General features: G+C 59.4%; 21 protein-coding genes. 8 read left to right on the forward strand and 13 right to left on the reverse strand.

Features of this window, described 5'->3' with window-relative positions; genetic code table 11:
* The first annotated feature begins 29 nt into the window (after positions 1 to 29).
* Positions 30 to 512 carry a hypothetical protein gene (locus BGE01nite_RS16495; protein WP_146851587.1) on the forward strand — a complete coding sequence of 161 codons (483 nt, stop codon included), beginning with the start codon at positions 30 to 32 and terminating at the stop codon, positions 510 to 512.
* Here BGE01nite_RS16495 and BGE01nite_RS16500 read toward each other — a convergent pair.
* The 11 genes from BGE01nite_RS16500 to BGE01nite_RS16545 form a co-directional block, all read right to left on the reverse strand.
* Positions 478 to 2,028: an arylsulfatase gene (locus BGE01nite_RS16500; protein WP_218033009.1), complete on the reverse strand. Its 1,551-nt coding sequence runs from the start codon at positions 2,026 to 2,028 to the stop codon at positions 478 to 480. The two genes, BGE01nite_RS16495 and BGE01nite_RS16500, sit on opposite strands and share 35 nt — an antisense overlap.
* An 11-nt stretch (positions 2,029 to 2,039) precedes the next feature.
* The gene (locus BGE01nite_RS16505; RefSeq protein ID WP_146851589.1) at positions 2,040 to 2,648 is read right to left on the reverse strand and encodes a hypothetical protein; all 609 of its coding nucleotides are present in this window, start codon (positions 2,646 to 2,648) and stop codon (positions 2,040 to 2,042) included.
* 10 nt (positions 2,649 to 2,658) lie between these two features.
* Positions 2,659 to 4,074, reverse strand: a complete 1,416-nt coding sequence (locus BGE01nite_RS16510; RefSeq protein ID WP_218033010.1) for a sulfatase family protein — start codon at positions 4,072 to 4,074, stop codon at positions 2,659 to 2,661.
* 35 nt (positions 4,075 to 4,109) lie between these two features.
* Positions 4,110 to 5,468 (reverse strand): sulfatase-like hydrolase/transferase, encoded by a 1,359-nt coding sequence (locus BGE01nite_RS16515; RefSeq protein WP_146851590.1) that lies wholly within the window; start codon positions 5,466 to 5,468, stop codon positions 4,110 to 4,112.
* A gap of 60 nt (positions 5,469 to 5,528) precedes the next feature.
* Positions 5,529 to 7,013 carry a sulfatase-like hydrolase/transferase gene (locus tag BGE01nite_RS16520; RefSeq protein ID WP_146851591.1) on the reverse strand — a complete coding sequence of 495 codons (1,485 nt, stop codon included), beginning with the start codon at positions 7,011 to 7,013 and terminating at the stop codon, positions 5,529 to 5,531.
* A 192-nt stretch (positions 7,014 to 7,205) separates the two neighbouring features.
* A complete protein-coding gene (locus tag BGE01nite_RS29820) occupies positions 7,206 to 7,616 on the reverse strand; it encodes a sulfatase/phosphatase domain-containing protein (RefSeq protein WP_343203740.1) in 411 nt (136 codons plus the stop codon).
* Positions 7,568 to 8,533 (reverse strand): sulfatase family protein, encoded by a 966-nt coding sequence (locus BGE01nite_RS16525; protein WP_218033012.1) that lies wholly within the window; start codon positions 8,531 to 8,533, stop codon positions 7,568 to 7,570. Before BGE01nite_RS16525 ends, BGE01nite_RS29820 begins: the two co-directional genes overlap by 49 nt.
* Positions 8,534 to 8,537: 4 nt before the next feature.
* Entirely contained in the window at positions 8,538 to 9,113 is a 576-nt protein-coding gene (locus BGE01nite_RS16530) for a hypothetical protein (RefSeq protein ID WP_146851592.1), read from the reverse strand.
* 25 nt (positions 9,114 to 9,138) lie between these two features.
* Entirely contained in the window at positions 9,139 to 9,567 is a 429-nt protein-coding gene (locus BGE01nite_RS16535; RefSeq protein ID WP_146851593.1) for a LamG domain-containing protein, read from the reverse strand.
* Between the two features lie 6 nt (positions 9,568 to 9,573).
* Complete coding sequence (locus tag BGE01nite_RS16540; protein ID WP_146851594.1) at positions 9,574 to 9,900, reverse strand: hypothetical protein; 327 nt, start codon at positions 9,898 to 9,900, stop codon at positions 9,574 to 9,576.
* A gap of 15 nt (positions 9,901 to 9,915) precedes the next feature.
* Positions 9,916 to 10,791 (reverse strand): alpha/beta hydrolase, encoded by an 876-nt coding sequence (locus BGE01nite_RS16545; RefSeq protein WP_146851595.1) that lies wholly within the window; start codon positions 10,789 to 10,791, stop codon positions 9,916 to 9,918.
* 110 nt (positions 10,792 to 10,901) lie between these two features.
* On the opposite strand from BGE01nite_RS16545, the gene BGE01nite_RS16550 reads away from it, so the two are divergent.
* Together BGE01nite_RS16550 and BGE01nite_RS16555 are read left to right on the forward strand one after the other, a co-directional pair.
* Complete coding sequence (locus BGE01nite_RS16550; RefSeq protein WP_170266838.1) at positions 10,902 to 11,792, forward strand: VPGUxxT family thioredoxin-like (seleno)protein, type 2; 891 nt, start codon at positions 10,902 to 10,904, stop codon at positions 11,790 to 11,792.
* Between the two features lie 111 nt (positions 11,793 to 11,903).
* Positions 11,904 to 12,608, forward strand: a complete 705-nt coding sequence (locus tag BGE01nite_RS16555) for a zinc ribbon domain-containing protein (protein ID WP_146851597.1) — start codon at positions 11,904 to 11,906, stop codon at positions 12,606 to 12,608.
* 305 nt (positions 12,609 to 12,913) lie between these two features.
* Here the strand turns inward: BGE01nite_RS16555 and BGE01nite_RS16560 are convergent, their stop codons facing one another.
* On the reverse strand, positions 12,914 to 13,864 hold the full coding sequence (locus BGE01nite_RS16560; protein WP_146851598.1) for an efflux RND transporter periplasmic adaptor subunit: 951 nt from the start codon (positions 13,862 to 13,864) through the stop codon (positions 12,914 to 12,916).
* 9 nt (positions 13,865 to 13,873) lie between these two features.
* Positions 13,874 to 14,470: an RNA polymerase sigma factor gene (locus BGE01nite_RS16565; RefSeq protein ID WP_146851599.1), complete on the reverse strand. Its 597-nt coding sequence runs from the start codon at positions 14,468 to 14,470 to the stop codon at positions 13,874 to 13,876.
* 246 nt (positions 14,471 to 14,716) lie between these two features.
* On the opposite strand from BGE01nite_RS16565, the gene BGE01nite_RS16570 reads away from it, so the two are divergent.
* From BGE01nite_RS16570 to BGE01nite_RS16590, 5 genes are all read left to right on the forward strand, one after another.
* A complete protein-coding gene (locus BGE01nite_RS16570) occupies positions 14,717 to 15,451 on the forward strand; it encodes a response regulator transcription factor (RefSeq protein ID WP_146851600.1) in 735 nt (244 codons plus the stop codon).
* A 472-nt stretch (positions 15,452 to 15,923) separates the two neighbouring features.
* A complete protein-coding gene (locus BGE01nite_RS16575) occupies positions 15,924 to 16,709 on the forward strand; it encodes a fibronectin type III domain-containing protein (RefSeq protein ID WP_146851601.1) in 786 nt (261 codons plus the stop codon).
* Positions 16,710 to 16,893: 184 nt separating this feature from the next.
* Positions 16,894 to 20,220, forward strand: a complete 3,327-nt coding sequence (locus BGE01nite_RS16580; RefSeq protein WP_146851602.1) for a DUF1553 domain-containing protein — start codon at positions 16,894 to 16,896, stop codon at positions 20,218 to 20,220.
* Positions 20,221 to 20,264: 44 nt separating this feature from the next.
* The gene (locus BGE01nite_RS16585; protein WP_146851603.1) at positions 20,265 to 20,594 is read left to right on the forward strand and encodes a hypothetical protein; all 330 of its coding nucleotides are present in this window, start codon (positions 20,265 to 20,267) and stop codon (positions 20,592 to 20,594) included.
* Positions 20,591 to 20,890, forward strand: coding sequence for a type II toxin-antitoxin system RelE/ParE family toxin (locus BGE01nite_RS16590; protein ID WP_146851604.1), 300 nt, complete (start codon positions 20,591 to 20,593; stop codon positions 20,888 to 20,890). Before BGE01nite_RS16585 ends, BGE01nite_RS16590 begins: the two co-directional genes overlap by 4 nt.
* Positions 20,891 to 20,992: the final 102 nt, after the last annotated feature.

A 20,992-nucleotide genomic window follows, 5' to 3' on the forward strand; every position in this document is an offset into this window, starting at 1 on the left:
ATGAGGCCGAAGCATGTCAGAGTAGGCGCATGACTGATGAAGAGTTCCTCCAGCAGTTCGACACGCAGACCCTACCGCTCGAACAGTGGGATCATCGTGCTCACTTGCGAGTGGCTTACCTTTATCTCTCCCGTCTGTCCTTCGAGGAAGCTCTGGTGCGTGTGCGGTGCGGCATCCGCGCGTATAATGCGGCGCAGCACATTGGGGACACGCCCACGGGTGGGTATCATGAGACCATGACCCATGCCTGGCTGCATCTGGTGCATGTGACCCTTTCCGAATTTGGGCCGATGGAGAACTCGGACCAGTTCCTGACCGCGCAATCGCAGCTCCTTTCGAAACGTGCACTGCTGCTCTTCTATTCACGGGACAGGATCATGTCCGCGGAAGCGAAGAAGACGTTTGTAGCGCCCGATCTGGCTCCCCTGCCCAAGAGCAGCAAAGCAAGGCAGACGAAGAAGGAGGCTGCGGCCAAAGCTAATCACTCGTCCCCTTCCCTTTCTTATTCTTAGCGGCACCCGGGAGTTTGCGGCCGGTGGCTTTGGCCCATCGGGTGTAGGCATCGCTGAGTTCCTTTACGAGTTCGGGCTTTGTTGCGGCCAGATCATGCAACTCGGTGCGGTCGGACTCGAGATCGTAGAGTTCCCATTTCACGGGCTTGGCAGCGGTGTCCCAGACGAGCTTCCACTGGCCATGACGCACGGCGCAGTTGCCGCTCCATTCCCAGCACAGTTCCTTGGGTGCGGAACGTGTCTCACCGTGAAGAACTGAAGCGAGGCTGCTGCCCTCGATGGGCTGGGTCTTTTCGCCGTGAACCTCGGCGAGAGGCTTTGCGCCAGCAACCTCCAGGCAGGTGGGCAGCACATCGATGATGTGGCCGACTTGGTTGGACTTGGTGTTAGGCTTCACATGACCGGGCCAGCGAACGATGAAGGGCGTGCTGATGCCGCCTTCATTCACCCAGCTCTTGTAACGACGGAAGGGTGCGTTCTGCGCCCAGCCCCAGGAGGGACCGACGGCAGTGTAGGTGCTGACAAGGCCGGGTTGTTGGGTGTCATCGCGGCCGCCTGGCTCCTCACTGCAGCCGCCGTTGTCAGAAAGAAACATGATGATCGTATTGTCAGCGATGCCGAGTTCTTCGAGCGACTTCATGAGACGACCAATGTTCTGATCCATACGGTCGACCATGGCGGCATAGGTGGCCATGCGCAGATCCTCCCAATCTTGGTTAGCGCCTTCGAAGGCGTAGGCTTTGTCATCGGTGCCGGATAGAGCAGGCATCTTGTCCCACAGACCCATCGCTTTCTGCCGTTCATAGCGGGCCACGCGCATGGCTTCCCAGCCTGCTTTGTATTTGCCGCGATACTTGGCGATGTCCTCCGCCGGGGCATGCAAGGGGTAGTGCGGACAGGTGAAGGCGAGATGCAGGAAGAAGGGCTTGGATTCGCCGTGGAAACGCTTGATCGTCTTGATGGCGTGATCGGTGAAGGCATCGGTGGTGTAGAAGCCGGGCGGGAACTCGGTGATGAGCTCGTCATTCTGACCGAAGATGCGCACCTTGCCGCCTTTGGCATCGGGATCCGGCTGGGCAGGATTGAAGAAGTTGCAGCAGCCGTCCATGAGGCCGTAGAACTCATCAAAGCCGCGATCAAAGGGACGCTGCGGAGCCTTGCTGCCGAGATGCCACTTGCCACAGAGGGCGGTGCGATAACCGGCTGCGCGCATCTGCTCGCCAATGGTGGCGATGCCGTTTGGGATGCTGTTGCCACTGTCCCGCGGATACATCCCAGAGAGCAGTGAGGCACGCGTGGTGGTGCATTTGGCGTTGTTATAGAACTGGGTGAACTTCACGCCTCCATCCGCGAGCTTTTGAAGATTCGGTGTCTGGATCTCGCCGCCATACGGACTGATGCAGGAGAAGCCCATGTCATCCGCCATCATGAGGATGATGTTAGGCCGGGTAGCATCGGCAGACCATGCGGTGCTGGCCATCACCAACAAAGAGCTGAGAAGAACGAGTGGCTTCATAAAGAGATGAATCATTGAGGTGCCTGGACCGAGGAACGAATCTCACGGAGTTGCTTCCAAACGGGTGCATCGAAAGCCTGGGGCGTGATGAGAAGAATGATCTGTGTCTTTTGCGCTTCGGCCTTTGGCAAGACATCGATCTCCATGTTGAGCGACACCTTGCCGCCGTCATTGAAGGTATCAAACATGGTGGCTTTTGCGGTGAATGTGCCTGTGGCATTGGCTTCGGTCTTTCGCGGCAGCACTTCGGCGTTGAACTGTGCTTCGTCAGGCTTCAGGCCTTTGCGTCGGCCCACCATCACGCTCAGTCCCTTCAGATATTTATCGAGGAAGCTCTTCAACGCTGGGGCTTGAACGGGAGCAGTGCCATCAACGTAGATCGAAAGCGCGTAAGTGAAGTGATTGGCAGAGGAGGTGTCAAACATGCCCGGCGCGAAGCGCGCCTCCTCATAACCCGTCCAGGGGATGTCTCGAGCAAAGCCGGGAGGGATCGGCAGTCGCTCAAAACGCCAATCGGCGGGTCCTTTGAGCATCGTGGGTGTGGCATTCGCGCGCTGAGCGAATGCCGACGAAGTAGAGGCAAAGGCGATCAGGGCTATGATGAGGGGAATCAGTTTCATGAGAGGTGCTTCAGTCTTCTTTCCCGTCGCCGTGCTCGTAGTGTTTCGGCAGGCTGGCAGTCCAGGTGGCGAGCTGGTCTTTGAGACGCTGCAGGACCTCGGGCTGTTTCTCAGCGAGGTTTTTCTGCTCTCCTGGATCAGTGGCAAGATCGTAAAGCTCGACCGGGCCATTGCGACGGTTGCTGCCATGCAGCTTCCAGTTCTCCATGAGCATGGAGGGATCGCCGTTGTCGGTGTTGGTCTTCCAGAAGAGCGCTTTACTGCGCACATGGGTGCCGCCTAACCAAGCTTTGGAAGAGTCCTCGCCATCGAAATCAGCGGCATTGATACTGATGCCGGTGATGGTGCATAGCGAGGGGAGCCAGTCAGCACCGCTGAGGACGGATTGATCATCCACACGGCCTACGGGAACCTTCGCGGGCCAGCGCATGATGAAGGGCACGCAGACGCCGCCTTCGAGGTCGGTGTGCTTGCCACCTCTAAAGTCAGGACCAGCATAACCCATGGCATTCATGCGGATGGATTCAATGTCAGTGCCCGTGCGCTTTTGTTTGTTCCGAGCTTTCTTCGGCCTTGCTTCCTCGTCCGAGCGCAGAGGTGCCGCGCCTTGGTCGCTGGAGAAAACGACGAGGGTATTTTCTCTCAAACCGAGTTCATCGAGCTTGGCGAGAAGGCGGCCGACTTCGTCATCCATGGACTTCACATCGGCGAGGAAGGCGCGCACGTGCGCAACAGGATCGCCGCCGAGTTTTTTGCAGGTGGCGAACTTCTCACGCATGGCTGGGCTGAACTTGGATTCGTCCAGTTCCAATGGTCCAAACGCATCCAGCACGGCCTGGGTGGGATTCACCGGATGATGAGAGATGTGGTCCCAGATGTTGACGTAAAACGGACCTGTCTTGTGCTGCTCGATGAAGCTGATGGCCTGGTCATACATGGGCGCGTCACGGCCGCGTGCACCTTCCGGAGTGCGGCGTTTCTCGGCATCCGAGCCTATGACGTCAATGCCATAGGTACCCGGCTCGGTGACGGCACCGATGTGCCATTTGCCAAAGTGGCCGGTGGCGTAGCCGTGCTTTTTCAAGAGCTCCGTGATGGTCGTGCGATCTCCGAACCCGAAGTCGGCAGGATACTTCTGAAAGGTGGCAGGCAGCTTGCCGGTCATGAGTCCTGTGCGAGCCGGGCAGCAGGTGACGCCTGTGGCGTGAAAACGGGTGAAGCGTGTGCCTTCGGCGGCGAGTTTGTCCAGATTTGGTGTCTTGGCGTAGGGGTGGCCGTAGCAGCCCAGGTCGCCCCAGCCCAAGTCATCGGCGAGAATGAAGATGATGTTAGGCTTCTCAGCAGCGGAGAGCGGAGAGCCAAGGGTGAGGAGGAAGAGGATGGAAAGGATGCGGCGCATCATGGCGCCACCTGAAACGCCGGGCATGGGGCAAACATCTCAGCAAATGCAGCCTCTCAAGGTCAATCGTCCGCCACGGCGTCGCGATCGGCCTTGGCTAGCTCGGCCATGCGTGCGCGTAGCTCGGTGACCTTCGCCGGGTCCTTGGTGGAAAGGTCGGTGGTTTCGTTGGGATCGGTGGCGATGTTGTAAAGCTCGGTGGTTTCAGCAGCGGGTGCCTTATCCTTTTTTGCAGAGCCTTTGCGGGTGACGATGAGCTTCCAGTCGCCATCACGCACGGCACTGGCATTGAAATTGGGACCAGTGGTGTAGATGGCGCGCGGTTTCACTGGCTCGGCGCCACTGAGCTGCGGCCAGAGATTGATGCCATCCCATTTCAGGTCCTGTTTGGGGGTCGCTCCGGCGAGGGAACAAAGCGTGGGCATCCAGTCGGTGATCTGGGCGACACCCTGAAACATTCCAGGCTTCAGCTTCGCCGGCCAGGAGAGCAGCGTGGCAACACGGGTGCCGCCTTCATAGACGGTGGCTTTCTCTCCGCGTAGCGGTGTGTTGTTGCCGGGGATTTTACCGTCGGGACAGTTGTCGTCGGGATACTTCAGGTCGTTGTTCTCTGCGGTGCTGCCGCCATTGTCACTGGTGAACACGACGATGGTGTTTTCACGGCGGCCTTTTTTCTCCAATGCGGCGAGGATGCGACCCACGGCATCATCGAGATGCATGATCGAGGCCGCATAGTGGCGCGCCACGTCACCCGTGATTCCAGCGGGCACACGTGCCACCCACTCCTCAGGTTCCTTGATCGGCAGATGCACTGCGGTGAAGGGAGCATAGAGAAAGAAAGGCGCGTCACCGCGTGACTCGATCCAATGCACGGCCTCTGACGCAATGAGATCTGTGACGTGGCCATTCTCCTCGATAAGCTTTTCGTCGCGCTGCCAGGTGACGGAGAACGGTCCCTGTTTGTAGCGATGGTTCCACGGACTCACACCACCGGCAAGCGAGCCATAGGAATGATCGAAGCCAAAGTGGTTAGGCCCCTGCTCGGGCAATGAGCCGAGATGCCACTTGCCGGTGAGGCAGGTGTCATACCCAACCGTCTTCAGCGCACGTGGCAGGGTGACTGTGTCCCAGCGAAGGGCACGCTCATTCTGCGGGGTGGTGACGCCAAAGCGGCTCCAGCAACGGCCTGTCATCAATCCTGTTCTAGTGGGGCTGCAAACTGGGGCGACGTAGTGCTGTGTGAGCTCGACCGCGCCGCTCCGAAGCTTGTCGAGGTTCGGGGTCGGGGCATTGCCACCATGAAAGGCCACATCTGCCCAACCGAGATCATCAGCGATGATGAAGACGATGTCGGGCTTTTCCGCAGCGGACAGACTTGAGCCTAACAACGAAAGGAAAAGGAGAGCAATGAGCTGGCGCATGGCTGGTGATGGAAACGCAAAGACGATGGATATCTGGCAGATGATTTCCTTGCCCAAAACTCACTCTTCCCTGCCCGGTCGTGCCCCGGGCAGAGTGTCCAGCGGCACGGGGAAGTCCTTGGTTAGGGCTTCGTAGATGCGACGGGTCTCGGCTTTCTTTTCGGCGAACTGGGCGCTGAGGTCTTTGACTTCAGTGATGTCGTTCTGGACATCGTAGAAGCCGCCGCCTTCGGGGTAGTGGCTGGGATCGCCGCCTTTGCGCAGGACCTTGGGCTGGAGTTTTACGCCATCCAGTTTGTGGTCGCCATTGCGGATGGAGTAGCCGCCATCGCCGAGGCGGCGGAAGAAGAGTACTTCATGAGGATTACCTTCCTTCTTCCCGGTCAGGTAGGGGATGAGGTTCACGCCATCGATGATGCGATCCGAGGGCACTTTGCCGCCCGCGAGTTCGATGGTGGTGGCGAAGATGTCCATGGAACTCACGACGGCCTTGCTGTTGACCGAGCCATGCTCAAGCGTGCCGGGCCAGCTCATGACAAAAGGCACGCGGATGCCGCCCTCAAAGACGGAGCCTTTACCGCTGCGCAGGGGCAGGTTCACGCTACCGAGATCGTTAGGCCGGGCGAGCGCGCCGCCGTTGTCACTGAGATAGAAGATGAGGGTGTTTTCGCGAAGGCCTTCTTCCTTGAGGGTATCGAGGATCTTGCCCACACCGTCATCCACGGAAAGAAGCATGGAGAGGTAAGTGAGACGCAGCAACTCCTGATCGAGGTCCTCGCCTTTGAAGTTCCCGTAATCGAAGTTTGGCGGATCGTAGCTGGCTTTGCGTCCTCGAGTGGACGTGTGCGTTTTCATTCTTTGGTAGGCCGCGGCATACTCGGGGGCATGCTTCACGATTCGCTGCATCAGGTCTTCCTTGGTGCAGAAGGGACTGTGCGGAGCCTGATGGGCCACGTAGGCAAAGAAGGGTTTTGATTTGTTCCTCCGGATGAAGGCGATGGCTTCATCGGTGATGGCATCCGTCAGATACGGGCCGTGCTCTCGCATGCCTCCCTTTTCTTTCCAGGCGGCAGGATGCGGGAGACGCTTCATGAAGAAGTCCTGGGAGGTAGTTTCATAGGACTCGTCGAAGCCTCGTCCTTTGGGAGTCAGGTCAGGTTCATCTCCACAGTGCCATTTGCCAAACATGGCGGAGGTGTAGCCATGATCTTTGATGATGCGTGGGAGCATGATCTCGTTCTTCGTGGCGTAGAAACCATTCTCCTCGACGCCAAAGCGACTGGCTGAGCGGCCTGTGAGAAGTGACTGGCGGGAGGGTCCGCAGGTGGAGAAGGCCACGTAGCCGTTTTTAAACATGATGCCCTCGCTTGCGAGACGGTCGAGGTTCGGTGTGAGGGCTTGACGAGAAGCGGGAAGGTTGTGGAAGCCGACGTCGGCGTAACCTTGATCGTCGGTGAGGATGACGATGACGTTGGGCTTGTCTGGGGCGGCGGAGAGCGAAGCGCCAAGGGCTGAGAGAAAAAGGAGGACGAGGTAGCAGCGCATGACTGGCGGCTGAAACGAACACGCGGGTGGGATCTGGCAGGATGTTTGAGGTTACTCGACGCTGTTAGGATGCGTTCGGAGCTATCCTTCTACGTTGGGTATCATGGGTGCGCGTGAGAGCGGTGTCGCGCTTGAGCGCTTGCCACCGCACTCCGGGACGCTTCGCGACTTCGGGAGCTGGGGGGACATCGCTCAGGGCTTTTGCCAGGGGGTGCGGCCGCCGCGCTGGATGTGTTGGCGGAGGGACTCAGACAGCTCGTTGAAGACTTTGGGGGCCTTGGTGGCGAGGTTGGTCTTTTCCTGGGGATCGTTCTTCAGGTTGTAGAGCTCGAGCGGGCTGTAGGGATCATTTTGCATGAGCTTCCAGTCCCCACGGATAAGGGCCTCGTAGTTCTTGCCGCCATACATTTTGTTACCCTCGCGACGGACGAAGTAGAGATCGCGAGGGGTGGTGATGGTGCCGCCTTTGAGGATGGGGACGAGGCTGACGGCATCGAGTTCAAACGAGGGCTTCGCTCCAGCAAGTTCGAGGAAGGTGGGGAAGAGATCGAAGTTCAGGCCCTGGTAGTCCTGCGGCTGCCGGGCTTGATCTGCGCGGGCCAGCGCATGACGAAGGGTACACGCAGGCCGCCGTCATAGTGGTCTTGCTTGCCACCGCGCCAGGGATCGTTGTTCTGCGCGTGAGGGATGGAACCACCATTGTCAGCGCTGAAGACGACGACGGTGTTTTGCGCGAGCTCGGTTTCCTGGAGCACGGCAAGGACGCGACCGATGCAGTCATCGAGGTGCTCGACGAAGGCGACGTTCATGGCGCGCTTCTCATCAAGCTGCGGCGCGCGCGCTTTGACCTTGGCGAGGTATTCGGGTGGAGGTTCGATGGGAAAATGCGGGGCGTTGTAGGCGAGGTAAAGGAAGAAGGGTTTGTCGTTGTGCTCGGCACGCTCGCGGAGGTAGTCGCCCGCCCATTCGGTGAAGATGTCGGTGGCATGGCCTTTCGGATCGACGGTCTCCGCGTTGAGACGCATGTAGTTATTCCCTTGGCGCAGATGCGTGGTGTAGCTGTCCATCATGTCCCCCAGGAAACCATGGAAGTGATCGAAGCCGCGTTCGTTGGGTGTGTTTGGAGATTCGAGGCCGAGATGCCATTTGCCAACAATGCCAGTGTGATAGCCGACCTTCTTCAGCTCATTCGCAATCGTCGGCACCTTGGGATCGAAGTAGCCCCAGGAGTCTTCCGGCTTCGTGCGGATGACGCCGGGCACGCCAACACGATCCGCGTAACGACCGGTGAGCAAGGCGGCACGCGAAGGCGAGCACACGGTGCAGTTCGCGCGCATGGCGGTGAAGGTCATGCCTTCCTTGCCGATGCGATCGATGTTTGGCGTTTGGACGTCTGACGCGTGATAAGTCGAGACATCGCCATAGCCATGATCATCGGCGAGAATGATGAGGAAGTTGGGCGGAGCGGCGGCCTGGACGATGCCGCAGAAGGACAGGCAGATCAGAAGGAGGCGCTTCATGGATTCATGGTTTGCCGCTGATCTTGAGCGCACGAATGGAGGCGGTCTGCCCGCCCACCGCGATCCAGCTCCGAGTCTTCGGCATCGCCAGGAAGGCGTGTTGAGCCTGCAGAGTTTGGTCATTGAGCTGGATGGAAATTTGATCACCCTTCCATTCGAACCGCAGCTTGTGCCACACGCCGGATTTCAGATCGACGGCCTGCTTGACGAGAATATGGCTGGGCTTCACCGAGTCTTCCGCGATGCTGATCTGCTTTGGAGAAAGGGAGAACCTTCCCACGTGCCGCAGTCCCTCAGGCGTGTTACCATCACAGCCGACAATGAAGCTCTTCGATCCGTCGAGACGGAACTCGCACTCAAGCACGCCTGTGTTCCAGCCCACTTGATGCCAGAGCACGGCCACATGTTTGTTCTCCGGCTTTTCCGCGCAGACGAGCACGCCATCTTTGGGTTCATAAGAACCCTGCGCGATCTTCCAAGAGGCATCGAGTGGTAATCTGAAATCAGGAGCAGCGAGAACGGGAAGATCCTCCGCCATCAATGGGGAGGCGATCAATGCGAGCAGTAGGGACCATTTCATAGAGCAGATGCAAACGAGTCTAAATTCACTGACTTACAGGGACCAGCTTCGCCTTGTTCGCGGGCCATTCGGGATTCGGCAGGGCTTCCCAGATGCGCAGATGGCGGAAGCTGGCCTCAGTGCCGGCACCGAGCATGATGCTGTGTTTGGCGGTGGCGATGAGCTTGTTGCTTAAGGTCGTGCTTTGACCATCGAGAGTGCCGACGACTTCATCATCTTTGATCTCAAGCACGACGGTGTGCCACTCGTTGAGATTGACTTGTTTCTTCACGCGCAAGGTCGGGCCTTTGTCGCGCTGCTTGGTCACCGGGCTGATCTTGTCAGCATCATAGGGAGTGAGGAAGAGGCCGCCCGGGCCGATGCTCAAGGAGATGACATAGTCTTTGGCATCGGTGGCCTTGACGAAGAGGGAGCGGTACTTGCGGCCTTCTTCGGGGACGTCATTCAGACGCACCTCACACTAAATGATGGCGTCTTGATACTGGATGCCATAGGAGGCGGTGGCGGGATGATTGGCACCGGGTGTTTCCATACCGCGAAACTCTTGGTTCGCGATCTCCCAGCGGCCTGATTTGCCGCCGGTGGTGCTGCTGTTGTAGCGCCAGCCTAGATAGCCGCTGGCGAAGCCGACGGGCTTGCCGGTGAAAGGTGCGGGCGCTTGAGCGAAGTCCTCACTGGCGAGCAGTTTGCCACGCGTAGTCATGAGGGTGGGAGGCAATGAGTCTTCAGCGCATACAAGAGCAGCGGTGGTGAGAGACAGGAGGACGAGCAGAGGTTTGAGGATCATGAGATGACTCCTCTTTCAACGCTTCAAGGTGGCGAGCCATTCCAGCAAAAGCTCAGGCCACTTCGCGGGCGGAAAACCGTGCTTCACACGCTGAGGGATGAGATTACCGACGCCGTGCGCGCCTTGATCGAAGATCTCCATGCGCACGGGGACGCCGAGAGCTTCGAGATCGGCCTTGATGTCTTTCGGCATCTCGATTGGGGCACCGCCTTTGATGCCGTCGTTGGTGGCATGCACGAGAAACACGGGCGGTGTGTCTTTCTTGAAGGTGAAGGGGGATTCTTTCTGCCGCCAATGCCAGGTGGCGAGGCCGACAGCGAAGTCGGGTCGGCTGCTTTCGCGCTCGATCGGGTCGGTGGAAGATGGATCTCCTGCGTCAAAGTTTGCAGCGAGGTTCATGGAGAGATTACCGCCGGCGGAGTAGCCAGCGATGCCGATCTGCTTTGGGTTGATACCCCACTCGGCAGCGCGGTGCCGGACGAGGCGGACGGCCCGTTTGGCATCGATCAAGGTGAGGGCTTGGATGCCAGCGTTGTCGAGCTTGTGAGGCGGACGCAGACGGTATTTGAGGCCGATGATGGCGACGCCTTTGGGATTGAAGACATCAGCGGCATATTCGACATGCGTTTTCCAGTCCAGCGCGCCATAGCCGCCGCCGGCGCAGACGATGATGGCCATGCCGGTGCGTTTGTCGGCAGGCGGCAGGAAGAGGGTCAGAGAGGGGACGGTGACATTACGGATGCTGCCGCGCTCTTCGCGGATCTCGGCGGGAGCATTTTCGAGGAACTGCGGTGGTTTGTCGGGCCAGAGGGGGATGATCTCGGCGGCTCGCAGGCCTGGGTCTGCCCGGAAGGTGCCGAGAAAAAAAGAAAGCAGCAAAAGCAAACGCATGGATAGGCGAACGGAGGTGCAGGCCAGTCATTGCATCTGAAATGGTGGGAATACGGAGAATAAGACGTCCTCTCATGGACATGAAGTGGCGACTGCTTTCCTTGATGCTCATGCTCACCTCTCTGTCATGCGATGCAGCCCCACCTGAGGAAGCTGGCAAGGTGTCCTGGGGCCGTGATCTAGGCACTGCGCTGGCATCCAGCCGCGAGAGCGGGCGTCCTGTATTTGCCCTGTTTCAGGAGATCCCCGGCTGTGCGGGATGCAAGCAGTTCGGGCGGGATGTCTTATCCAACCCGCTGGTGGTCGAAGCCATCGAGACGGAATTCACGCCGCTGCTGATCCATAACAACAAGGGCGGCAAGGATGCTGAAGTACTACAGCGCTATGGCGAACCCGCGTGGAATTTCCAGGTGGTGCGTTTTCTCGATGCGAAGGGGAACGACATCATCTCGCGCCGGGATCAGGTCTGGGAAACGTGCGCGCTTTCTGAGCGAATGATCGCGGCCTTGATGAACGCCAGGCGGCCGGTGCCAGGTTATTTGGGACTGCTGGCTTCGGAGCACTTCCCCCGACTGAAGCAGGCCGTGTTTACGATGCATTGCTTCTGGACGGGTGAGATGGCGCTGGGACAGATCGAAGGAGTCATCAGCACCGAGGCAGGTTTCATGGGCGGGCACGAAGTGACGCGGGTGAGCTATGATCCACAAGCCATGCCGCTTTCAAAGCTGATTGCCGCCGCTGAAAAGGTAGACTGTGCGCGGGCCGTACATGTGCCTGCGACTGACGTGGGAGAGGCCAAAGCAGCACGACTGCAAGTCGGCGTGATCAGTGGCTACCAGAGCGCCCCAGCCAGTGATCAGAAGAGGCAGATCAGCGGCACTGCGCTGGATCGGCTCCACCTGACAGGCGCCCAGGCCACGAAGATGAACGCATGGCTGCGCTCCGATGCCGCGAGGGCACTGAGCTTTTTGACACCTTCCCAGCGTGCCCAGGTGAAGTGACCGCCAGCCCTAAATCGTGGTCGCAGAGAGAAGGCCTTCGAGTTGTCCTGGCAAGAAAAAAGGATTCGGGGATTGCCATTCTTCCCTGCCCTGCGCCATCATGGGCGGTCCATGCATCCTGAGATTCCGAAACTCCTCCAGCTTCAAGAACGCGACCAGCGCATCCGCGCCCTGAAAAAAGACCTCGGCGACGTGCCCAAGCATGAGGCGGCGGCGAAGACACAGCTTGCGGGTGACACGGCGGCCGTGGAGGCGGCCTCGCAGAAGGCGAAGGAGATCGAGGTGAAGATCAAAGGCGTGGAGCTGGACATCCAGACGCGTCAAAACACGATCAAGCGTCTGGGCGACCAGCAGTTTGAGACGCGGAAGAATGATGAGTTCCAGGCGCTGGGCGTGGAGATCAAACGCTATGAGAAGGATGTGCATGCCCTGGAAGACAGGGAGATCGAGCACATGGAAGAACTGGAAGCGGCCAAGGCAGCGCTGAAAGGCGCGCAGGGCAAGCTGGCGGTGACGCAGGGGCGCGTGAATGAGGAACTGAAGGTGCTGACCGAGCGTGCGGACGGGCTGAAGAAGCGGCTCGCAGATGTGGAGGCGGAGCGCAAGGGATTGGCAGAGCCGATTGAGCAATCGGGTTTGGATCTGTATCAGCGCATCTTCACGAAGAAGGGTGACGCTGGGATTGTGCCGCTGGCGAACGGGATCTGCGGGGGCTGCCACATGAAGGTGGTGTCAGGCACGATCCAGACAGCGCGCGGTGGTGATGTGCTGGCGCAGTGTGACAGTTGCGGGCGGATTTTGTATCTCGTTGAGTAGGGTGATCACGCCGTTGAGGGTGATGGGGTGATTCGATGGCTTCCGGCGTCCCTCCGGGACGCGCACCTGACCTGGGATTCCGTGGACGTTGTTCCGGTGGTTCCCGGTCGCTTCGCGACCTCCACCACCGGCTACACGCCAGCGAGCCTCCGGCTCGCAAGGCACCGAACAGGAGGGCTGGATTCGCGTAACAACATATGTGACCTGTTGGCCGGGAAAACGTCAAAAATGTGCAGGCGGATTTTTGATCCGGCTTTTCAAACTCAGTCGGACTCCGACCACCCCATCGGAATGGGGTGGTACGGCTATGACTTCTCGCCGAGGAAGACGTCGACTTGCTGGCCGACGTAGAGGCTTCTACCTTCGGGGACATTGAGGCGGTAGATGACCTGGAGGACTCGAGTATCGACTCGCTCGTTACTGGCGCCGGTGAGAGATTGCTTCGGGATCACGAAGGGGTCGATGCGGACGAACTCGAGATCGTAGGCGGTCTGGCTGTCGCCTTTCAGGAAGGCTTTGGCGGGCATGCCGGGGCGCACGGACATGGCGTTTTGCTCGTCGACGTCGGCCCGCACTTGCAGCTTGTCGACCTCGCCAAGGATGATGGCGGGCTGGCGGTTTTGCGGTGAGGCGTATTCACCGGCGCGGATGTTTACCTGCAGGATGCTGCCATCACGCGGAGCGAGGACGGTCATGCGATCAATGAGCAGCTTGGTCTGCCTCACGGCGGCACGAGAAGCTTCGAGCTGAGCCTGGGCCTGGGCTGATTGAGCCTTGGCCACGGTCACATCATTGGTTCGGTTGCGCAGATCATCCTGGGTGATGGCGCGCTGGTCGGTCACGGATTTGAGGCGGTCCAGCATGTCCTGCTGCTTGGCGAGCTGGGCCTGGGTGATTTCCAGCGTTGCCTGATTCACGACGATGGTGGCTTCCTGGCCGATCAACTGGGCCTGGAGCTCGCGGTCATCGAGCTGCATGAGAGGCTCGCCCTTCTTCACCTTTTGCCAGACTTTGACCATGACATCGGTGACCAGGGCTGGAGCAGGTGGACCGATGCTGACGTTCTCGTCAACGGCCTCAAGGATACCGGTGGCGGCCACGCCTTTGGAAAAGGGCTTCTCTGGCGGCTTGACCGGCGGAGGTGTGATGGGTGTCTCCTGGGCGCGGATCTTTTCGAAAACCAAAGACATCATGCCCACGCCAGCCACAGCCAAGGCAATGCTGCCGTAACGGACGAGATTCGAGACAAAGGCCATGTATCCGTCTTACGCGTCTGGCACGGTCTTGGCAACCGGGAGAACCAGCCAGTCTTTGAACGAGCCGTTCATCTGCTCGCGAACGAGATGGCGCAGCTTTTTGCGAGCACGATGCAGAGCGACTCTGCGCGCACCGGTACGTGTTTCTTCAGACTCATCATGGATGAGGTCAGGGCTGATCTCATACCATGTCTTTTCACGGGTCTGCTGGCGGAGGCGGTCGATGGCGACGCTGATGCACTCGGCGAGCCAGGGGCGATCTGCCTCTGTGGCCGGCGTGGCGTGAGTGCGCAGCTCGGGCATCAGTTCATCATCGAGCGGCAGGAACTCAGCGGAGCCGGCGCGGCGCAGGCAATTCGCATCACGCCAGCGATTGATCAGCAGCCAGCGCATGCGGAGGAAGAGGTAAGAGGCCTGCCTCTCCGCTGGCTGAGTGACCAGGTCCTCCAGCTCCCCACGGCGGGCGAGCGAGAGAAAGAGCTCCTGCACTGAATCCTCTGCCTCCACGGCGGAACATCCACGCTGGCAGGCCGCCGCATGCAAACGACGCCAGTGCGCGCGACAGAAGGTGTCGAGGGTCAGGGTCGAGGCTCGGGAGGTGGACATGACGGTTGGATCTTGAGCGAGGTCAGGAAGGTCAGTGGCGTGGTGACGACTAAGCCAGGTCATCGAATCGTCCATTCCACCAAGGGGTAAGGGTTGATCGGGGTGGTGGAGAGGCGGGAGTGCGGGCTCATCTTGTGTGAACAGAAATGCCCGAGTGTTAACGCTTCATGTGAAAAGCTGTCCATTTTTGTTAAGGCTGTGTAAATCAGGTCCACCTCCCCGTGCCTGCCTCTCTAGAATCCGCGCATGTCTTCCGAACCTGCCCCCTTTCAAGATGGACTCACTCATGTGCTCGTCATTGATGATGATCGCAAACTGGCAGGGCTCATCCGCGATTATCTGGTGCCGCTGGGCTATGCGGTGGAGCTGGTCCACACGGGTCCTGAGGGCGCGGAGCGCGCTGTTGCCGCGCCATGGCATGCCATCGTCCTGGATGTGATGCTGCCTGGCTGTGACGGCTTTGAAGTGCTAAAACGCATCCGCGCGAAATCCTCCGTGCCGATCCTCATGCTCACAGCTCGTGGCGAGGAGGCTGACCGCATCGTGGGGCTGGAGATCGGGGCGGATGACTATCTGCCCAAAACCTTTTCCACGCGTGAACTGCTGGCTCGCCTGCGGGCGGTGACGCGGCGCTCGGTCATCGCTCAGGCGAAGCCTGCAGAGGCACCGATGAAGGAGCTGGTGGTCGGCAATGTGCGCCTGAACCTGGATGCGCGTGTGGCCGCTCAGAATGACAAGGTGCTGGTGCTGACTCCTGTGGAATTTGACATCCTGGCCGCGCTGATGAAATCGCGCGGGCGCATCAAGTCCCGCGAGGCACTGATCGAGAACCTCCGCGACCGGGAGTATGAGGTCTTTGACCGGAGTGTGGATGTGCACATTGCGTCACTGCGCAAGAAGCTCGGGGATGATGCGCACCAACCACGACACATCCGCACGGTGAGAAGCGCGGGGTATATGTTTATCAATCCGGAGGAGTGACCGAAGTTCGGAGTTCGGAGTCGGAAGAGGGTGCCTTGTGGGGCGTAAGGGCACCTGCGGGAAGGCCAAAGGAGGACAGAAAGGACGGGCCTGAGCGATGGCAGGAAGGATGTGATTTTGAAGTCTTTGGCGCCGGGAATTGACTTCTATTGTTTAGAGCTTTTAATAGTTTAGAGATTTGAAATAGATGATCACTCACCGACAATCGGTGAACGCTGATTGATCTTTGGTAGGCCCCGATAGATCTCTATCGGGATTACTTTTAACTCCATCATTACTCACCGACATTGGTTGAGTTGATGTTGAGCGGGCAGGGTTTTGGGGCCAAAATGAGGTTATGGCGGTGAATCCGACTCCGACAAATGACCAGCAGCTCCTGATTTTGTGTGATCAGGTGGTGGCGGGTTGTGAGCGAATTGGGAGTGAGATTGGGCTGGGTGTGGAGGTGGGATCGCGGCTGAATTTGGCGGTCGTGGCTGCTCGGGAACGGCTGGCGGAGGTGAAGCGGGCGAAGCCTCGGCGGAGCAAACGGAGGGCGGAATTTCGGGCGCTGGACCGTCAAGGTGAGCAGGTGATCGGGCGCTGCCGGCTGAGGCTGGCGGCAGTCTATGGATCGCGGCACAATGCGCATTGGAAGGCGGCGGGATTCACGAATGAGTCCACGATGGTGCCGGAGGATTTCGCGGCGCGCCTGAAAGTGCTGAGCGGACTGGCGGGCTACTTTCAAAAGCAGCCTCAGCTGGAAAGCCAGGACATGGGGACCACCGCAGTGATCTGTGGGGACATGCTTGAGCGACTGGTGGCGGGCCGCAAGGCAGTGACGGACAGCGAGACGAAACTGCGGCAGGTGGTGGTAGCAAAGCGGGCGGCGCTGCAGGTGGTGCGGACGGCTTTGCGCGAGGCGATCAAGATACTCGGCGGCCTGCTGACCGGGGATGATGCGCGCTGGCTGGCCTTTGGGCTGAAGCCACCGAAAGCGGGAGCGGCGGAGCCTCGGGCGGTGGAGTCTGTGACACTCACGCCTCTGGGCGGGGGGTCGATGGAGGTGAGCTGGCCTGCGGCACTGCACGCAGAGGTTTACCTGGTTCAGGCACGGCTCATGGGGAGCTCGGAATTCAAGGTGGTGAAGACCGTGCGTGCCCGGGAGGTGGAGCTCGGCGGGTGGCCGGCGGGACAGATCGTGGAGGTGCGGATCGTGGCGACGAATGCCCTGGGTGAGGCGGTGCCGAGCCCGGTGATGGCGCTTTGGCTAACGTGATGGCCGAGGAGAGCAGGATTCGCCCCGCTATGGAGACTCCATTTCCGGGAATAAAACTCCTCCCAGGAGGTCTTTTTGATGTCAGATGCAAGAGACCGGGGCCGCCGCGCAAGGACCGGCCTGAAAGTTGCGTTTGCATCCTGAGGTGTCTTACACACATCCTCTTCTGTCGTACTCCCCCCTGATGACATCTTTGTTCACACGCCCGCTGACATTGCTGGGTGGCGCTGCCGCCATTCTTGCTGTCCACGCCCACGCCGCCGAGACACCTGCCGCGACTTTTTCGCCTGAGCAGATCGAGTTCTTTGAAAAGGAAGTCCGTCCGGTGCTGGCGGATAACTGCTATGACTGCCACGGCGGTCACAAGCATGAAAACGGTCTGCGCGTGGACCTGCGCAGCGCCATCATGAAGGGCAGTGACTACGGCAAGGTGGTGGAGCCGGGGAATCCTGCGGCCTCCAAGCTGATCAAGGCCATCTCCCATGCCCCAGGTGTGGAGGCGATGCCGAAGAAGGGTGACAAGCTGAAGCCAGAGCAAATCGCCGCGCTGGAGAAGTGGGTGAAGATGGGGCTCCCCTGGCCTGCTGAGAAAGCTGTGGTGGAGACTCATGACAAGCCAGCCTGGCAGGAGCACTGGGCCTACATCCCCGTGAAGCCACAGGCGAAGACGAGCATCGATGCGCTGGTGCAGCCGAAACTGAAGGCGGCGGGGCTGGACTTTGCACCGCCAGCGGATCCGGCGACGCTTTGCCGACGCATTTATGTAAGCCTGACAGGACTCCAGCCGAGCTTTGAAGATGTGCAGGCTTTTGTGGCGGAGTCGAAGACCTCGTCCGCAACCGCGGTGGAGAAGCTGGTGACGAAGCTGCTGGCCTCCCAGGCCTATGGGCAGCGCTGGGCGCGGCATTGGCTGGATGTGGCACGCTATGCTGACACGGATGGCTATCAGGTGGCGGGACGAAACATCAACTACCCGTATGCTTACACGTATCGTGACTGGGTGGTGAAGTCGCTGAACGAGGACATGCCGTATGACCAGTTCCTGATGAACCAGCTGGCGGCTGACAAGATGCACGCGAATGAGCCTGGTCACCCTTCCCTGGCGGCGCTGGGCTTCCTGAACGTGGGTGACAAGTTCATCAGCGACCGCAACCTGCAGATCGATGACCGCATTGATGTGGTGGCTCGCGGCATGCTGGGGCTGACGGTGGCGTGCGCGCGCTGCCATAACCACAAGTATGATCCGATTCCGAGCAAGGACTACTATGCGATGTACTCCATCTTCAACAGCAGCGAGCAGCCGGAGCAGGTGAACCTGCCGGTGATCGGCAAGGCGAGCAATGAGGCTGATTTCAAGGACTACGAGGCGAAGGTGGGAGAGATCGCCGCGAAGGAGATGGAGTTTAAAAAGGAAGTGTATGCCGAGATCCGCACGCCGGATCGCGTGAGCCAGTATCTGGCCTTTGCGCAAGAGGCTGCGGGGATCAAAGATCGCAGTACGATGAAGGGGCGCGCAGGACAGCTGAAGCTGCGTGACACCGTGGCGGACAAGTGGGGTGACTTCGTGCAGCGTCACGCGCTGAAGGGCAAGCCGCATCCGGTGATGCTGGCGTGGAAGCAGTTTGCCGACATCCCGGCGGCTGAGTTTGCCACGAAGGCACCGGTGGTGCTGGCCTCTCTGACGAAGCCCGAGAGCGGCCTGAATGCGGTGCCGCGCAATGAGCTGGCCAAGCGCCCCGCGCCGAAGAGTTTTGACGACATCGCCAAGATGTATGCGGACATCTTCCTCACCTGCCTGGACGGCAAGGAGCCGGACAATGCCGACTGGAAGCAGGTGCGCGAACTGCTGATGAGCGAGCCGAGCCCGATGGCGGTGCCGGTGGAACAGGCGAACCTTTTCTTCACCCGCAAGGATCTCGAGAAGGTGACCAAGTTCAGCAATGACCGCGTGAAGCTGGAGTCCGAGCATCCGGGCGCCCCTCCGCGTGCGATGGTGACGCTGGACAAGCCGAAGCCGAATGATGTGCGTGTCTTCATCCGCGGCAATCCTGGCCGTCAGGGCGATCCGGCACCGCGTGCCTGGCTGACGATGTTTGGCGGTGAGACTTTCAAGGATGGAAGCGGCCGTCTGGAACTGGCGCAGAAGATCGCCAGCAAGGACAATCCGCTGACGGCGCGCGTGATCGCGAATCGTGTGTGGCAGCTGCACTTTGGCAAACCTTTGGTTGGGCAGACCAGTGACTTCGGTGTGCAGACTCCGAAGCCCACGCAGGCGGATCTTCTCGACTATCTCGCCGCGTATCTGGTGGAGAACGGCTGGAGCTTGAAGAAGCTGCATCACCTCATCCTGACCAGCCACACCTGGCAGCAGAGCTCCGAGGTCACTCCAGACAAGAACCTCAAGGATGCGGACAATGAACTGCTGAGCCGGTATAACCGCCAGCGCCTGGACTATGAGACCATGCGTGATGCACTGCTGCAGGCTAGCGCGGACCTGGATCTCGGCATCACGGGTGGTCGTGCGCTGGCCTACGACGCACCGAACGCGGATGCGCGCCGCAGTGTGTTTCTGCTGGTGAACCGCTATGATCAACCGACGGTGCCGGCGATGTTCGACTTCGCGAATCCGGACAGCCACAGCCCGATGCGCTATGTGACCACGGTGCCGCAGCAGGCGCTGTTCCTGATGAACAGCCCCTTCATGAGCCAGCGTGCAGGCCGTGCGGCGGAGAAGACGGAGGTCAAGGGCAGTGCCATCGATTCGAAGGCCATCGCGAATCTCTATCATCGCGTGCTTCGCCGCGAGCCACGTCCCGATGAAGTGGAGATGGCCTCCCGCTTCATCCAGGACAGCGACGAACTCCGCCTGCGCAGCAATGCCTTCATCTGGACTTATGGTTATGCCAAGGTCACCACAGACGTCGCCTCAGGCAAACATGAGCTCGGTGCCTTCAAGCGCTTCCAGCATTTCGGCAAGACGGCGCAGACGAAGAACCGCTGGTTCCCGGCCGACACGTTCCCGGACAAGGAGTTCGGCCACATCTTCGTCGCAGGCAACAACGGTCATCCAGGCCGCGAGTTTGCCGCTGTCATGCAGTGGACCTCCCCTTATGAGAAAGAGCGCCTTCGCTTCACAGGCACGATGAAACGCGCCAGCGAGAGAGGCAATGGCACTCGCGGCATGATCGTCTCCAGCCGCCAGGGAGTGCTGGTGGATCATCTCGTGCCACCGCAGGGCAGTTTTGACTTCAATGCTGAAGTTGAAGTGGTGTCTGGTGAGACGATCTCCTTCGTCGCCGACTCTGAAGGCAGCACGGACAGCGATGGTTATACCTGGACGCCGAAGATCGAGCGTATCGCCGCAGATGGAACGGTGACGACCGTGACGAAGGCTGACACTGATTTCTGTGGGCCTGACGGCTGGCCGATGAACCGCACGAAGCCGCAGTCACCGCTGTCTCAGCTGGCGCAGGTGCTGATGATGTCCAACGAGTTTCAGTTTGTGGATTGAGTCAAAAAGAGTACTTTTGTTTCCAACAGAACCAGGAGGTTTTCATGTCTATCACTGCCACACAGATCTGCGAACAGTTTGAGCTGCTCAATGACGAGGAGCGCATTGAGGTTTTCAATTCGCTGCGAAAGCGCCTGCCTGAGCATGGCGACGAACTGGACGAACTCCTGGCACTCGCCGAAAGCCGCTCTGCGGAAATGACATCGGGCAGGGTTCAGGGTACCAGTTGGGCAGAGGTTCAGAAGCAACTCGATGACGAGGAAGTCGATCTGGCGGAGAAGCGTGACGCCGAACTGGCCGCTGGCACCAAGAAGCTGATTTCTGAAGACGAGTTCCGGGCGCGGATGGAGCGTTTCAAAGCCACGCTCCGATGAACGTCGCCTATCACGAGGAAGCCATTGCCGATATCGAAGACGCTGTTCGCTACTACAGCGACATATCATGGCGTCTCGTGGAGCGTTTTGAAGCCGAGCTCCAGAGATTCCGCGACACCGTTGCAGAGAACCCATTCCACTACCACTTTGAGTCGCGGCACACCTACCGCCGGGCCAATCTACACCGCTTCCCTTACCGCATTCTTTACCGTGTGGATCAAGAAAGCCAGACCGTGCGCGTCATGGTCGTCTGCCACACCAAACGTCATCCCTCAGACGGAATGAACCGCGAATAACACCATGCCCAGTATCGCAAAAAAGATCTGGGAGGCCGAGCGATTGACCGAAGCTGTGTGCCGCGATCATGAACTTACCTCCGGCAAGGTTCAGGCTTTGAG

Source organism: Prosthecobacter gellanilyticus, from assembly GCF_007992435.1.
In the GTDB taxonomy this organism is placed as follows: domain Bacteria; phylum Verrucomicrobiota; class Verrucomicrobiia; order Verrucomicrobiales; family Verrucomicrobiaceae; genus Prosthecobacter; species Prosthecobacter gellanilyticus.